Annotated in this window: 12 protein-coding genes and 1 pseudogene; 10 read left to right on the top strand and 3 right to left on the bottom strand. The window is 66.5% G+C overall.

The features are described 5' to 3' along the window. Nucleotides 1-13: 13 nt before the first annotated feature. The 7 genes and pseudogenes from KXJ60_RS06400 to KXJ60_RS06370 form a co-directional block, all read left to right on the top strand. Nucleotides 14-1,366 (top strand): alpha/beta hydrolase, encoded by a 1,353-nt coding sequence (locus KXJ60_RS06400; protein WP_291125350.1) that lies wholly within the window; start codon nucleotides 14-16, stop codon nucleotides 1,364-1,366. A 105-nt stretch (nucleotides 1,367-1,471) separates the two neighbouring features. Then, nucleotides 1,472-3,391 carry a molecular chaperone HtpG gene (gene htpG, locus KXJ60_RS06395; protein WP_291125347.1) on the top strand — a complete coding sequence of 640 codons (1,920 nt, stop codon included), beginning with the start codon at nucleotides 1,472-1,474 and terminating at the stop codon, nucleotides 3,389-3,391. 115 nt (nucleotides 3,392-3,506) lie between these two features. Continuing rightward, nucleotides 3,507-4,937, top strand: a complete 1,431-nt coding sequence (locus KXJ60_RS06390) for a class I SAM-dependent methyltransferase (protein ID WP_291125344.1) — start codon at nucleotides 3,507-3,509, stop codon at nucleotides 4,935-4,937. After that, a complete protein-coding gene (locus tag KXJ60_RS06385; RefSeq protein ID WP_291125340.1) occupies nucleotides 4,930-6,252 on the top strand; it encodes an ATP-binding protein in 1,323 nt (440 codons plus the stop codon). The genes KXJ60_RS06390 and KXJ60_RS06385 overlap by 8 nt, the downstream gene beginning before the upstream one ends. Nucleotides 6,253-6,277: 25 nt before the next feature. Next, nucleotides 6,278-7,438, top strand: coding sequence for a hybrid sensor histidine kinase/response regulator (locus tag KXJ60_RS06380; protein WP_291125337.1), 1,161 nt, complete (start codon nucleotides 6,278-6,280; stop codon nucleotides 7,436-7,438). Nucleotides 7,439-7,465: 27 nt separating this feature from the next. Beyond that, nucleotides 7,466-8,422: a response regulator gene (locus KXJ60_RS06375; RefSeq protein WP_291125334.1), complete on the top strand. Its 957-nt coding sequence runs from the start codon at nucleotides 7,466-7,468 to the stop codon at nucleotides 8,420-8,422. 94 nt (nucleotides 8,423-8,516) lie between these two features. Continuing rightward, nucleotides 8,517-8,852: pseudogene (locus tag KXJ60_RS06370) on the top strand (hypothetical protein); the annotation flags it as partial. A 91-nt stretch (nucleotides 8,853-8,943) separates the two neighbouring features. Here the strand turns inward: KXJ60_RS06370 and KXJ60_RS06365 are convergent. The 3 genes from KXJ60_RS06365 to KXJ60_RS06355 form a co-directional block, all read right to left on the bottom strand. Next, nucleotides 8,944-9,372 carry an organic hydroperoxide resistance protein gene (locus KXJ60_RS06365; protein ID WP_291125331.1) on the bottom strand — a complete coding sequence of 143 codons (429 nt, stop codon included), beginning with the start codon at nucleotides 9,370-9,372 and terminating at the stop codon, nucleotides 8,944-8,946. 64 nt (nucleotides 9,373-9,436) lie between these two features. Beyond that, nucleotides 9,437-9,886: a MarR family transcriptional regulator gene (locus KXJ60_RS06360; RefSeq protein ID WP_291125328.1), complete on the bottom strand. Its 450-nt coding sequence runs from the start codon at nucleotides 9,884-9,886 to the stop codon at nucleotides 9,437-9,439. Nucleotides 9,887-9,993: 107 nt separating this feature from the next. Then, the gene (locus KXJ60_RS06355; protein ID WP_291125325.1) at nucleotides 9,994-11,034 is read right to left on the bottom strand and encodes a serine/threonine protein kinase; all 1,041 of its coding nucleotides are present in this window, start codon (nucleotides 11,032-11,034) and stop codon (nucleotides 9,994-9,996) included. Between the two features lie 52 nt (nucleotides 11,035-11,086). On the opposite strand from KXJ60_RS06355, the gene KXJ60_RS06350 reads away from it, so the two are divergent. The 3 genes from KXJ60_RS06350 (at nucleotide 11,087) to KXJ60_RS06340 (ending at nucleotide 14,435) form a co-directional block, all read left to right on the top strand. Then, nucleotides 11,087-11,962, top strand: coding sequence for an SAM-dependent methyltransferase (locus KXJ60_RS06350; protein WP_291125322.1), 876 nt, complete (start codon nucleotides 11,087-11,089; stop codon nucleotides 11,960-11,962). A 154-nt stretch (nucleotides 11,963-12,116) separates the two neighbouring features. Continuing rightward, nucleotides 12,117-13,304, top strand: a complete 1,188-nt coding sequence (locus tag KXJ60_RS06345) for a cation:proton antiporter (protein WP_291125319.1) — start codon at nucleotides 12,117-12,119, stop codon at nucleotides 13,302-13,304. Between the two features lie 3 nt (nucleotides 13,305-13,307). Continuing rightward, nucleotides 13,308-14,435, top strand: coding sequence for a YbdK family carboxylate-amine ligase (locus tag KXJ60_RS06340; protein WP_291125317.1), 1,128 nt, complete (start codon nucleotides 13,308-13,310; stop codon nucleotides 14,433-14,435). Nucleotides 14,436-14,521 lie beyond the last annotated feature (86 nt).

Here is a 14,521-nt window from a genome sequence, read left to right as displayed (position 1 = left end):
GCCACAATGGCCCATGACCCCACGCAAACCCCAGCCCACCCGCGACGCACTGCTGCGGCACGTGCGCCCGTCCGACCTGCAAGCGGCGGTGAGGCTGGCGGCGCAGGCCACCACCGGCGTGATCGGTGTGGCCGAAGGCGTGCACCAGGCCGTGCGCCAGCGCCTGGGCCTGCCGGCAGGCATCGAGCCCGACCGCACGGGCGGCCTCACGGGGCAGATTTACCAGGGCATCCGGGGTGTGACACAGCTGGTGGGCCACGGGCTGGACAGCGCGCTGGCCTCGCTGCTGCCGCTGGTCGATGACCCCGCCCGCCACCCCGAGCCCTCACCAGGCCGCGAAGCGGTGCTGGCCGCGCTCAACGGCGTGCTGGGCGATCACCTGCAGGCCACTGGCAACCCGCTGGCCCAGTCAACGGAGCTGCGCCTGGCGGGTCGCCGTCTGCCGCTGGAGAGCCCGGCGCTCCTGCGCGAGCGGCTGGCCGGCGCCTCTTCGCACCTGATCGTGCTGTTGCACGGCCTGTGCATGAACGACACGCAGTGGCTGCGCAACGGCCACGACCACGGCGCCTTTCTGGCGCAGGCGCTGGGCGCCACGCCGGTCTACCTGCGCTACAACAGCGGGCTGCACACCTCCACCAATGGGCGTGAGTTCGCGCGCCAGCTTGAATGGCTGGTGTCGCAATGGCCGGTGCCGCTGACCACGATCACGCTGGTGGGACACAGCATGGGCGGGCTGGTGGCGCGCGCCGCGGTCGACGAAGCCCAGCGCAGCCAGCACCGCTGGCGGACGCAGCTGAAGCACCTCGTTTTTCTGGGCACGCCGCACCACGGTGCGCCGCTGGAGCGCGCCGGCCACGGGGTGGACGTGCTGCTGGGAGCCACGCCCTTTACCGCGCCGTTCAAGCGCCTGGGCCAGTTGCGCAGCGCCGGCATCACCGACCTGCGACACGGCCACGTGCGGGACGCGGACTGGCAAGGCCGCGACCGCTTCGGGTCAACCGAGCGCCGGGCCGCCCCAAGCTCGGACGCACACCCTCGGGGGGCCTGGCGGAGCGAGGGTTGGGGGCCAGGCTTTGTGGACCACCGCGAGCCGTTGCCGCTGCCCGAAGGTGTGGCCTGCATGGCCGTGGCCGCCACGCTCGCCCCGCAGCGCGGCCTGCTGGCTGAGCGCCTCACGGGCGACGGCCTGGTGCCGCTGCGCAGCGCGCTGGGCCAGCACGACGACCCCCGCCACCGCCTCGTGTTCCCGCGCGAGGGCCAGCGCACGGTCTACCGCACGGGCCACCTGGAGCTGCTGTCCAGCCCCGTGGTGGCGCAGCAGCTGCTGCAGTGGCTGCAGCCGCCCACCGCCGGACCCCACGACTGAGGCACACGCCCAGGCGCTTGAAAACGGGCGCCGCGCCCATAATTCCGCCTTTCTCCGCGCGCGCCGCCCTGGTGCGCTTGTCCTGTTTCACGCAAGCCGAACCCCATGAGCAAACAAACCCTGTCCTTCCAGGCCGAAGTGGCGCAACTGCTGCACCTCGTCACGCACTCGCTCTATTCCAACCCCGACATCTTTCTGCGCGAGCTGGTCTCCAACGCGTCGGACGCCTGCGACAAACTGCGCTTCGAAGCCCTGAACAACGCCGCCCTGTTCGAAGACGCACCCAACCTGGAGGTGCGCGTGGCGTTTGACCGCGAGGCCCGCACCATCCGCATCACCGACAACGGCATCGGCATGAGCGCGCAGGAAGCCATCGACCACCTCGGCACCATCGCCAAGAGTGGCACCAAGGACTTCATGGGCCGCCTCTCGGGCGACCAGAAACAGGACGCCCAGCTCATCGGCCAGTTCGGCGTGGGCTTCTATTCGGGCTTCATCGTGGCCGACAAGATCATCGTGGAATCGCGCCGCGCCGGCCTGCCCGCGGCCGAAGGCGTGCGCTGGACCAGCGGCGGCACCGGCGACTTCGAGGTGGAAACCATCGAGCGCGCCGAGCGCGGCACCAGCGTCATCCTGCACCTGCGCGACGACGCCAGCGATTACCTGGACCGCTGGAAGCTCAAGTCCATCATCGGCAAATACTCCGACCACATCAGCCTGCCCATCCTCATGCAGAAGGAAGAATGGGACGCCGAAAAAAGTGAACAGGTGCTGCTCGACGAATGGGAAGCGGTGAACTCGGCCAACGCGCTGTGGGCCCGCAACAAGAAGGAGGTGACCGACGAGCAGTACGCGGAGTTCTACAAGAACCTGAGCTACGACACGCAGGCACCGCTGGCCTGGAGCCACAACCGCGTCGAAGGCAGCACCGAATACACGCAGCTGCTCTACATCCCGGCCAAGGCCCCGCAAGACCTCTGGAACCGCGACCGCAAGGCCGGCATCAAGCTCTATGTGCGCCGTGTTTTCATCATGGACGAGGCCGAGGCGCTCATGCCCGCCTACCTGCGCTGGGTCAAGGGCGTGGTCGATTCCGCCGACCTGCCGCTCAACGTGAGCCGCGAGCTGCTGCAGGAGAGCCGCGACGTCAAGGCCATTCGCGAAGGCAATACGCGCCGCGTGCTCTCCCTGCTCGATGACCTCAGCAAGGACACCGAGAAGTACACGCGCTTCTACGCCGAGTTCGGCGCCGTGCTCAAGGAAGGCCTGGGTGAAGATTTCGCCAACCGCGACAAGCTTGCCAAGCTGCTGCGTTTTGCCAGCACGGGTCCCGTTCGGGCTGAGCCTGTCGAAGCCCCTGAGAGCCCTTCGACAAGCTCAGGGCGAACGGATGGGCTGGTCTCTCTCGCCGACTACAAGGCCCGCATGAAGGAAGGCCAGGCCGCGATCTACTACATCACCGCCGACAACCGCGCCGCCGCGCAGAACAGCCCGCAGCTCGAGGTGTTCCGCAAGAAGGGCATCGAGGTGCTGCTGATGACGGACCGCGTGGACGAATGGGCGCTGTCCTTCCTGCACGAGTTCGACGGCACGCCGCTGCAGAGCGTGGCCAAGGGCGCGGTGGACCTGGGTTCGCTGCAGGACGAAGAAGAGAAGAAGGCCGCCGAAGCCGCTGCCGAAACCTTCAAACCCGTGCTGGAGCGCCTGAAGGAAAGCCTCAAGGACAAGGCCAAGGACGTGCGCGTCACCTCGCGCCTGGTCGACTCGCCGGCCTGCCTGGTGGTCGAAGACGGCGACTACTCCACGCAGCTGGCGCGCATGCTCAAACAGGCCGGCCAGCCCGCGCCCGAAGTGCGCCCCATCCTGGAGGTGAATGCCGAGCACGCGCTGGTGAAGAAGCTGGAGGGCAGCGCGCATTTCGACGACCTTGCCCACATCCTGTTTGACCAGGCGCTGCTGGCCGAAGGGGGCTTGCCGGACGATCCGGCAGCCTATGTGAAGCGCGTCAACGCCCTGCTGGTTTGAGCCTGCAGCCCGCATACCCGCCCACGGTATGCGGTTGACTACACTCGGGGCCGGGGAGTCCATTCAGGAGCAGTGCACCGCACCTGCTTCGCCCATCTGATTCACCGGCCACAACGTGTACCTACAGCGACCTTTCGATCACGTCGTCACCTTCCGCAACAGCCAGGGGGAAAGCGCACGCGGTACCCTGACCAGCCTGCAACGTCGCTCGCTGGTGATGGAGATCTACAACCCGTACTCCATCGTGCAGGTCAGTGAGGTCCTCAGCGAGCTCACCATACGCTCGGGCGACCGCATCATCTACAAGGGCAAGGCCGTGGTGGTGAGCCTGCTCAACACCGGGCTGATGGCGGTGATCTCGGTCGCCCTCATCGATGAGTGGTCCGACCTCAATGCCATCCGTGGCAACCTGGGACAGGTGCGCGACGAAGCGGCGCGGTTTGTGGCGGACTGGGAGTCTCGCTTCAAGATCAAGGAGAGTTACCAGGTCACGATCAGTGAATTTCGCGCGTTCCTGTCGGACACCGCGCGCTGGATCGACCAGGCGGACATGGTGGACTCGCTGCCCCGCCAGACCGATGGCCGCCTGACCGACGACGTTTTCGCCGCCATGGCCGAGCCGTTGATGATCAAGGGAAAACAGTTCCTGATCCGGCTGGAAGACGAGGCCTCGCGCCTGCCCGCCGAAGACTCCCTCATGCACCGCGCGTATGCGCAAACGGCGCTGCATCCCCTGGTGCTGCGTGCGCCATTTGTGTACCGCACGTTCGCCAAGCCGCTGGGTTATGCGGGCGACTATGAGATGGTGAACCAGATCCTGGGCGATCCTCGGCAGGGCGGCAGCACGTACATCCAGCTGGTCAACGCCATGTTCCTGCGGGCAGCGGTCGCAGTGGCCCACCGCAACCGCATCGACATCCTGGTGGACTTCCTCAAGGGAGCCGTGGCCACTGCGGCACAGCAGAATCGGCCTGTGCGGCTGCTCAACGTGGGCTGCGGGCCCGGTGTCGAAATCCAGCGACTCATTGCCTCGGGCGAAGACCTCTCGCGCCTGCACTTCACCCTGATCGACTTCAGCCTGGAGACCTTGAACTACACGCGCCAGAAGATCGATGAGGTGGCGCAGCGGCACCAGGTGAAGGTGAATGTCGAGTACGTGCAGGAATCCGTGCATGAGCTGCTCAAGCGCGCGACGCGCGACACGGCGCCGCCGGATGGCCAGGGGTTCGACTACATCTATTGCGCTGGCCTGTTCGACTACCTGTCCGACAAGGTGTGCGCCCGCTTGATCCGTTACTTCCTGTCGCGCAGCAACCCGGGCGCCCATCTGCTCGTGACCAATGTGCACTCGGACAACCCCGAGCGTTTTGGCATGGAGCACTTGCTCGAGTGGCACCTGATCTACCGGGACGAGAAACAGATGCAGTCGGTGATGGAAGAAGTCAACGCGCCGGCAACGATGTACACCGACGACACAGGCGTGAACATCTTTGCCGAGGTCGTGGTCAACGCCCATCTGAAAGCCATGGCGCTGGAAAATGGTTAACCGTCCGAGCACGCCCTACGAGCAGCAGCTCTCGGACTTCCGCCTGGCGTACAGCAAGGCGGGCAGCATCACGTCGATCGTGCTGGTGCTCGCGGGCTTTGGCCTGGACTATTTTTCGTACCCCGAGCGCCTTCTCGAATTCTCCCTTCTGCGGCTGCTGGTGGTGCTGCTCACGCTGGGTGTGCTCAGGCTGCTGTTCACCGACTTCGGTCGCCTGCATGTGCGCTCGCTCACCATGCTCTGGCTGCTGCTGCCGCAGATCATGATCGCCTTCATGATTTATGAGACCGATGGTGCGCAGTCGATCTACTTCGTGGGGTTGCACCTGGCTCTGTACGCGGTGGGGATCATCTTGCCGATCAGTTTCTTCGAGGGCATCGGCTTTGGCGTGGTCACGCTCGTGCTCTACGTGGTGGCTTGCGCACTGCACCCGGATGCGCCAGACAGCGGCCCACGCATGGTCACCAATTCGCTCTTCATCCTGTTCTCGGCGGCGGCCAGCGCGGTGTGTACCTGGTTCAACGAAAAGGCCCGCCTGCGCCTGTTCCAGTTGCAGCACGAAGTCTCCGAGAAGAACGCTTCACTGCGCGAGATCAACGCGACACTCGCCGAGGTCAAGGGCCAGCTGATCCAGCGCGAGAAGATGGCCGCCATCGGTACCCTCTCGGCGGGTCTGCTGCACGAGCTCAACAACCCGGTGAACTACAGCCTGATGGCCATCAACATGGGCCTCACGTGCAAAGCCACCGCCAGCGACGAGATGCTCAAGGAGAGCCTGACCGACGCACGCGAGGGCATGCAGCGCATCCAGAACATCGTCACCGATCTCAAGACGTTTGCGTATCAAAAACCGGGGCAGGACAGCCAGCGCCCTTTCCTGCTGGAGAACGCGGTGCGCTCGGCCGTGCGGCTGGCGGGCTACGAGCTCAAGGGGATCGACGTGCCCATCGAGCTGCCGCAGGATACGCACGTGCTGGGCGATGAACCCGCCATCATCGGTGTGCTGATCAACCTGCTGAGCAACGCGGCGCTGGCCCTGCAGGCGGCCAAACGGGAGCACCCGCGCATTGCGGTGAAAGTGACGCAGCGCGGTGAGCGACTGGGTGTGTCGGTGCGCGACAACGGCACGGGCATTGACCCGGCCAACCTCGGGCGCGTGTTCGAGCCTTTCTTCACCACGCGCGATGTGGGCGCCGGCCTGGGCCTGGGCCTGAGCGTGAGCTACGGCATCGTGCAGCGCCACGGCGGTACGCTGGCGGTGGAGAGTGAGCCGGGCCAGTGGACTGAATTCACCTTTGACCTGCCGAGACCCTGACATGCCAGCAGACGACACCCCTGCCATGCGCAGCACCCTCGGCGCCCACGCCATCCTGATGGTCGATGACGAGCCACAGGCCTGCAAGTGGTTTGCGCGGCTCTACGGCAACGAATTTGTGGTGCTCACCGCGGGCAGCGTGGACGAGGCGCTGGCCGTGCTCTCGCAGCGCGGCCATGATGTAGCGGTGCTGCTCACCGACTACGCCATGCCCGCACGCGATGGCGTGGCGTTGCTGAGCGAGGCGCGGCAATCGTTCCCGCACGTGGCGCGCCTGCTGGTGTCCGCTTACGCCGACAAGGACGTGGCCATGTCCGCCGTGAACCAGGGGCATGTCGAGAAAATTCTGGAGAAGCCGCTGGACGAGGCCTTGACGCGGCAGGCGCTGCGCGAGGCACTTGCGTCGAGTCAAGAGCGCGCGCGCGAGCGGGCCCTGCTGGAGCGGCGCGCGGCCACGCTGCGCGAGACGCTCGGTTTTCTGGCGCACGAAGTCACCACGCCGCTGGCCACGGTGCAGGGTTACCTCTCGGCCATGCGCGAGCGCCACCGCGACACCCCCGAAGGTGGCGACGGCGTGGCGCGCATCCAGGAGCACAAGCCCGGGGATGTGCTGTTCATGATCGAGGCGGCGCAGCGCCGCGCCGAGTACGCGCAGTCGCTGGTCTCGACCTTCGTGCAGACCGCGCGCGACGCCTACCAGTCCGACAGCGCACCCAGTCTGCGCGCCAGCGACCTCGTGCAGGCGGTGCACGACGAATACCCATTCGACCACGACGAAGCGCAGTGGCTCACGAGCGACCTCGAGGCCGACTTCGTGTTGCCCGGCCGGCGTGATCTGCTGTATCTCGTGCTGTGCACGCTGGTCAAGAACGCGGTGCTGGCCCTGCGGCCCAACCCGCCGCCGCAACCCAATGTGCACATCGTGCTCGGGCGCGAAGCGCCGGCACCGGGCTTGCCGCTGCAGGCGGCCATCCATGTGCGCGACAACGGCCCGGGTATCCCGGGCGAGGTGCTCTCGCGCCTGACCCACGAGCCTCTGACCACCCGTGCCAGCGCGGGCGGCAGCGGCATGGGGCTCGTGTTTTGCCGGCGCGTGCTGACGTCGCTGGGAGGCGCCATCGTGGTCCGGTCTGAAGCCGGCCAGGGCGCCACCGTGTCCTTGTATTTCCCGCCTGCCCCGCAGTAACCCATGACGACCCGCTCAGGAGAATCCGTGAAGCCCGTGAAAATTTTGTACGTCGACGACGAGGCCATGGCCCTGAAGTACTTCGAACGCCTGGTCAGCCCGCTGGCGCCCGTGATCACCGCGAGTTCGGTGGAAGAGGGGCGCGCCATGCTCGCGGCGCACGGTGCCGAGGTGGCCGTGCTGGTGTGCGATCAGCGCATGCCGGGCGAATACGGCAACGAGCTGCTGCGCCACGCGCGCGAGTACTACCCCGGCGTGGTGCGCATGCTCACCACCGCCTATTCCGAGCTGGGCGATGCCATCGAGGCCATCAACACCGGCGAGATCTACCGCTACATCAACAAGCCCTGGGAGCTGGAGAGCCTGCGCGCCGACCTCAAGAACGCGCTGGAGCTCGCCGAGTTGCGCAGCGAACGCGATGGCCTCATGCGCGACAAGCTGCTGGCCCAGCAGAGCCAGCTACTGGCCAACCGCCTCTCGGGACTGTGGATGCTGGGCGCGGCCGTGCACAGCGAAGGCCATGAGCAGGCCGTCTACCGCTTTGCCCAGGCTGCGATGCGGGTGGGCAGTGTCGAGCCCGTGATCGATTGGCACCGCTGGGAGCACGCCGACCTGATGCAGGCGGAGGCCCAGCGCGGCGTGTCCATCGCCGGCCATCTGCGGCAATGGCTGCGCGAATTCGGGCCGCGGCGCGAGGGTGCCGGGGCCCTGGCGGTGCTGGCTCAGGCCGCTGGCGGCGAGCTGCGGGGCGACCATGTGCAGTTGTCCGATGGCGCGGCGCTCACGGCGCTGCTGTCCTCGCCCGCCGGCGAGGTGGCTTCGTTGCCACAGTGCGCCTGGCTCGCCTGGCTGCTCTGGCAAGGCGGCCTGGCCGATGTGACCGCGGCCGATGGTGGCTGGGCGGTGCGGCCTGCCGAGGCCACCCCCCTGCGCGACGACTGGCTGGCCGACGCCATGGAGCGCCTGGGCCGCGACGCCGCCTGAACACCCAGGTGACGAAAGGTTGCACAAGCGGCGGGCACTTTTGCGGCGGTCTGCGCTCAAAATGCCACCTGTCCTGATTTCAAAGGCGCCAGCCATGACCTTCTTTTCCCGCCACCGACACGCCGCCACCTCCCGTTTCACCGCCGGGGTGGTGCTCGCGGCCTCAGCGTTGCTCGCCGGCTGCTCATCGGTGGGTGTGGGCGTGGGGGTGGGCATTCCCGTGGGCCCGTTTTCCATTGGCGTAGGCGTGGGCTCCGGTGGCGTGAACGCCGGTGTGAGCACCGGTGTGGGCCCTGTGGGCGTGGGGGTGGGCGTCAACCAGAATGGCCAGGTCAGCGCCGGCGCAGGGGTGGGCACCAGCACGCGTGTGGGCAACAGCGGCGCGAGCGTGGGTGTGGGCGTGGGCACCAGCACGGTGATCCACGATCCCCAGCCGCGCAGATGACACAGCCCGCCACGAAGCGGACATGAAAAAGGCCCACCCGGTGCGAACCCGGTGGGCCTTTTGACGGGCGGGCGAGTTACACCAGCGTGATGGTCACGTCGATGTTGCCGCGCGTGGCGTTGGAGTAGGGGCACACCTTGTGGGCGGTGTCCACCAGGTCTTGCGCCACGGCGCGGTCCATGCCCGGCAGGCTCACGTTCAGGCGCGCGGCGATGCCGAAGCCTGCGGGGATCGGGCCGATGTCCACTTCAGCGTCAATGGACGCATCGGCCGGCACAGCCACTTTCTTCATGCCGGCCACGTGCTTCATGGCGCCCATGAAGCAGGCCGAATAGCCCGCCGCGAAGAGCTGCTCGGGGTTGGTGGCGTTGCCGGCGCCGCCCATGGCCTTCGGGGGCGAGAGCTTGACGTCGAGCATGCCGTCGTCGCTGCGCGAGGTGCCTTCGCGGCCGCCGGTGGTGTGGGCGCGGGCGGTGTAAACAACTTTGTCGAGGGAAGTGGGCATGGTGTGGCTCCTTGGGGTTGAGGCGCTTCGAGACGAAGCAGGGGGTGAAAAGAAAAGGGGTGGATCAGGCGATGAGGCGGTCGCGCAGGGCTTGCACCTGCTGGGTGAGTGCCATGACCTCGGACACATCGCATTGGGTGGCTTGCAGCACGCAGCCGGGCAGGCGGGCGGCCCGGGTCTTGAGCTTGCGGCCCGCGGCCGTGAGGCGGATGAGCACGCGGCGCTCGTCTTCCACATCGCGCAGGCGGGTGACGAGCTCGGCGGCTTCCAGCCGTTTGAGCAGGGGCGTGAGCGTGCCCGAATCGAGGTACAGGCGTTCGCCCAGTTCCGACACGGTGACGCCATCGGTCTCCCACAGCACCAGCATGGCCAGGTACTGCGGGTAGGTGAGGCCGAGCTCTTCCAGCAGGGGCTTGTAGAGCTTGGTCATGGCCAGCGAGGCCGAGTACAGCGCGAAGCACAGCTGGTGGTCGAGCTGCAGGGCCTGGTCGCTGGAGAGACGCGGGGTGTTCATGGGTTGGTAATGTAGCGGGCAATTAGATCGTGTGCAATTTAATTGTGAAATCCCCATCGGCCTTGGGGTTTCTGTGGCCCAGCCGGCGCTGCAGCGCCGCCATGGGCTCATGCCATCAAGGGCGCGCCCTGCATTTCTTCAATCTGCTCGACCAGCATGTCCACCTGACCCTGCCAGTAGTCTCTGCTGCCGAACCAGGGAAAGTTGATCGGGAAGGCCGGGTCGTCCCATCGGCGCGCCACCCAGGCGCTGTAATGAATCAGCCGCAGCGTGCGCAATGGCTCGATCAGCGCCAGCTCGCGCCGGTCAAACGGGCGGAACTGCTCGTAGCCGTCCACCAGCGCGCCGAGCTGCTGGGTTTGCTGGCGCCGGTCGCCGCTGAGCAGCATCCACAGGTCTTGCACGGCGGGGCCGGTGCGTGCGTCGTCCAGGTCGACGAAGTGCGGGCCGGCGTCCGGCTGGCCTTCGGGCGTCCAGAGGATGTTGCCCGGGTGGCAATCGCCGTGCAGGCGAATGCGCTGAATGCCGTCTTCGTCGTTCGTGGCACCTGGTCGCAGCACCGGGTGCGCCTCGATCAGGGTGAGCGCCTCTTCCAGCGCGGCAGCCCATGCCGTGCGCACTTCCTTGGCAATGGCGCCGTGTGCCATGAGCCAGTCGCGCGGCTCGTGCGCGAAGCTGGCGGCATCCAGCGCAGGCCGGTGCAGAAATGGGCGGGCCGCGCCCACGACATGGATGCGCGCGAGAAAACGGCCGATCCATTCGAGCACGTCGAAGTTGTCCAGCTCGGGCCGCCGCCCCCCGCGGCGCGGGCTCACGGCAAAGCTGAAGCCGCCGAAGTGGTGCAGCGTCTCGCCTTGAATGCGCAACGGCGGCACGGCCGGTATCTCGGCCGCCGCGAGTTCTTCGGCGAACGCGTGCTCTTCTGCAATCTGCGCGTCGCTCCAGCGCCCGGGCCGGTAAAACTTGGCCACCACCTGCCCGAAGCCGTCCACGGGCGATTCCAGGTGGATCTGGTACACGCGGTTCTCGAAGCTGTTGAGCGCACTCATGCGCCCGTCGCCCCACACACCGATGTGGGTCATGGCGTCTTGCACGACGTCGGGCGTGAGCGTGCTGTAGGGATGGGTGGCGTGCGGCTCGGAAGTCATGCGCGATTGTCGCCGCTGGGCCGCGCGGCAGGGGCTCACCTATGATCGGCGCATGTCGAAATACAAGGCGAATGCGCGGCCCGCGCCCACGCTGCAGGAGCAGCTGCCCGAGCTGCGGCCGGGCCAGTCGGTGCCGCTGCTGCAGGAGCTGCACATCCTCACGCGCGAGGGCAAGCTCAACCAGGACACGCGGCGCAAGCTCAAGCAGGTGTACCACCTCGTGCAGTTCATTGAACCGCTGCTGGCCGAGGTGCTGGCCGCGCGCGGCGACGTAACACTGGCCGACCACGGCGCGGGCAAGTCGTACCTGGGCTTCATCCTGTACGACCTTTTCTTCAAGGACAAACCGGTGGGCCGCGTGACCGGCGTGGAAACCCGCGCCGAGCTGGTCGAGAAGTCGCAGGCGCTGGCTGCGAAGCTCGGTTTCGGGCGCATGGATTTCCTGGCCACCACCGTGCAGCAGGCACTGACCCACCCGGGCCTGCCCGCCACCATCGACGTGGTGACCGCGCTGCATGCGTGCGACACCGCCACCGACGACGCCATCGCGTTTGGTCTGGCCAAGCAGGCCAGCCACATGGTGCTGGTGCCGTGCTGCCAGGCGGAGGTGGCCGGTGTGATGCGCAAGCACAAGGCCATGAGCCTGTCGCGAACGCCGCTGGCCGAGCTGTGGCGCCATCCGCTGCACACGCGCGAGTTCGGCAGCCAGATCACCAACGTGCTGCGCTGCCTGCAGCTCGAAGCCCATGGCTACACCGTGACAGTGACCGAGCTGGTGGGCTGGGAACATTCGATGAAGAACGAATTGATCCTGGCCCGTAGAATGGGCCCCGACCGCCACGGTGCCCGCGAACGGGCCCGGCAGCGTTTGATGCAGGTGCTCGACGAGCTTCACCTGCAAGAACTCACACAGCGTTTCGCGGCTTGACCGCTTCTCGCCGCCACAACTCGCATCCCCATTGCCGTGTTCGCGGCACTCCGTTCGGCTTTCGCTGATCGCCTGATGTCCTGATGTTTTCAGCGCGTGTCCTACACGCTTTGCAGAATTCGTCCATCAAACTCGCGCTCGAGGAGTTTTACCTATGGTTACCGATTACAGTTTTTTGCTCCAGTCCATTGCCTGGCCACTGGTCCTGTTGCTGGCCTGGTTCATTGCCGAGCGGGCCTATGACGCCTGGCGCGTGCCGCGCGTCACCAGCTATGTGGCGGTGGGGCTGGTCGGCGGGCTGATCAACCTGCCTGGCTTGACGACCGACATTCCAGGGCTGCCGTTTCTGGCCAACGTGGCGCTCTCGCTCGTGTTGTTCGAGCTGGGCTACCGCATCAACCTGCGCTGGTTCCGCCACAACCCCTGGGTGCTGTTGCTCGGTGTGGTGGAGTCCATCGTCACGTTCGGGATCATCTACTGGGTGAGCGGCTGGTTCAACCTCGCGGTGGACCTGCGGCTCATCATCGCGGCGCTCTCCATCTCGGCCTCGCCCGCAGGCATCGTGCGCGTGGCCAACGAACTGCGCAGCGCAGGCCAGGTGACCGAGCGCGTGCTGCACCTGTGTGCCATCAACTGCATGATGTCTGTGCTCGCCCTCAAACTGGTGGTGGGCTACTGGTACCTCAGCACCTCGGGTGATCTGGTGCTGGCGGCCTTTGGCAGCATCCACCAGGTGGGCACGTCGGTGGCGGTGGGCGGCCTGCTGGGTGTGGCGGTGCCCTGGCTGCTGCGCCAGCGCAGCACGAACGAGCGCGGTGTCACGCTGGTGTTTGCGCTCTCGGTGCTGCTGCTCACCACGGCCGCTTACGGCCTCAAGCTCTCGCCGCTGCTGGCGGCACTCACCTTCGGCATCGTGGCGCGCGAGCGCCGCGTGCACCTCACCAATGCGCAGCGCGATTTCGGTACCGCCGGCGACCTGCTGTGTGTGTTCCTGTTTGTCTACATCGCCTCACTGCTCGACTGGGCGGATGTGAGCACCGGCATGCTGATGGGCCTCCTGCTCATCGTGGTGCGCACGGCTTCCAAGGTGGGCTGCAACCTGGTGGCCGCGCGCCTCTCCGGCATCACCGAACGCAAGGGCCTGCTCACCGGCCTGGCGCTCACGCCCATGTCGGCGTTTGCCATCCTGCTCATCGAGCAAAGCCGCCTCTACGGCTTTGCTCCGGCCATCGAAGTGCTCTCCGTCATGGCCGGGATGATGCTCATGCAGGAACTGCTGGGCCCGGTCGTCACGCAGCGCGCGCTGATGGCCGCGCACGAAACCCACGTCACGAAGGGATAAGCCATGCCACTCGAAACCTTCAAAGCGTCCGACTCGCTCACCATGGGCGTCGAGCTCGAGCTGCAGCTCGTCAACACGTACGACCTCGACCTCTCCAGCAGCGCCAACGACCTGCTGGAGCTGCTGCGCCGCAAACCGTTTCCGGGTGTGGTCACGCCGGAGATGACGCAGAGCATGATCGAGATCGCCACCGACGTGCAGCGCGAACACGGCCCGCTGCTCGCGCAGCTCCAGCAGATCCGCGACACGCTGGTGAGCGCGGGCGACCGGCTCAACATCGAGCTCGCGGGCGGCGGCACGCATCCTTTTCAGCGCTGGTTCGAGCAGCGCATCTTCTCCAAGCCGCGCTTCGAGCAGCTCTCGGGCCTGTACGGCTACCTCGCCAAACAGTTCACCGTGTTCGGCCAGCACGTGCACATCGGCTGCGCCAGCGCCGACGAGGCGCTGTTCCTGCTGCACTCGCTCAACCGCTATGTGCCCCATTTCATTGCGCTCTCGGCATCGTCGCCCTTTTCGCAAGGGGTGGACACGCTGTTCGATTCGGCGCGACTCAACTCGGTGTTTGCGTTCCCGCTCAGCGGCCGCGCGCCTTTTGTACTGAGTTGGGAAGAGTTCGCCAACGTCTACTTCACTAAGATGGAAAGCACGGGCGTGGTGAAGTCGATGAAAGACTTTTACTGGGACATCCGGCCCAAGCCCGAGTACGGCACCATCGAACTGCGCGTGTGCGACACACCGCTGACGGTGGAGCGCGCAGCGGGTCTCGCCTGCTACTTGCAGGCGCTGTGCCGCCACCTGCTGGAGCGGCGCGAACTGCCCCCGGAAGAAGACGACTACCTCGTCTACACCTACAACCGCTTCCAGGCCTGTCGTTTCGGGTTGGACGGGATGATGGTCAACCCCAAGACGCGCGAGCAGATCAGCATCCGCGAAGACATCCTGGCCACGCTGCGGCACCTCGCGCCCCATGGCGTGGCGCTCAACTCGCTGGCCGCACTCGACGAGATCGAGCGCACCGCAGGGCGCGTGGGCAACCACGCCACGTTCCTGCGCAACCAGTTCAAGGACAGCGGCAGCGTGCAATCGGTGGTGCGGGCCAGTGTGGAGGCCTTGCGCGGCGGCAGTTCGTGAAGCAGTTCACGAACGGCGTGTAGGGACAACACACGCCGTGTCAGGGAAGTTCTTACACGGTGAATGGGGGCGCGCCGACTTAACGC

The organism is Hydrogenophaga sp. (genome assembly GCF_019264445.1).
GTDB lineage: Bacteria > Pseudomonadota > Gammaproteobacteria > Burkholderiales > Burkholderiaceae_C > Hydrogenophaga.
This window is presented reverse-complemented; position numbering and strand designations above follow the sequence as displayed.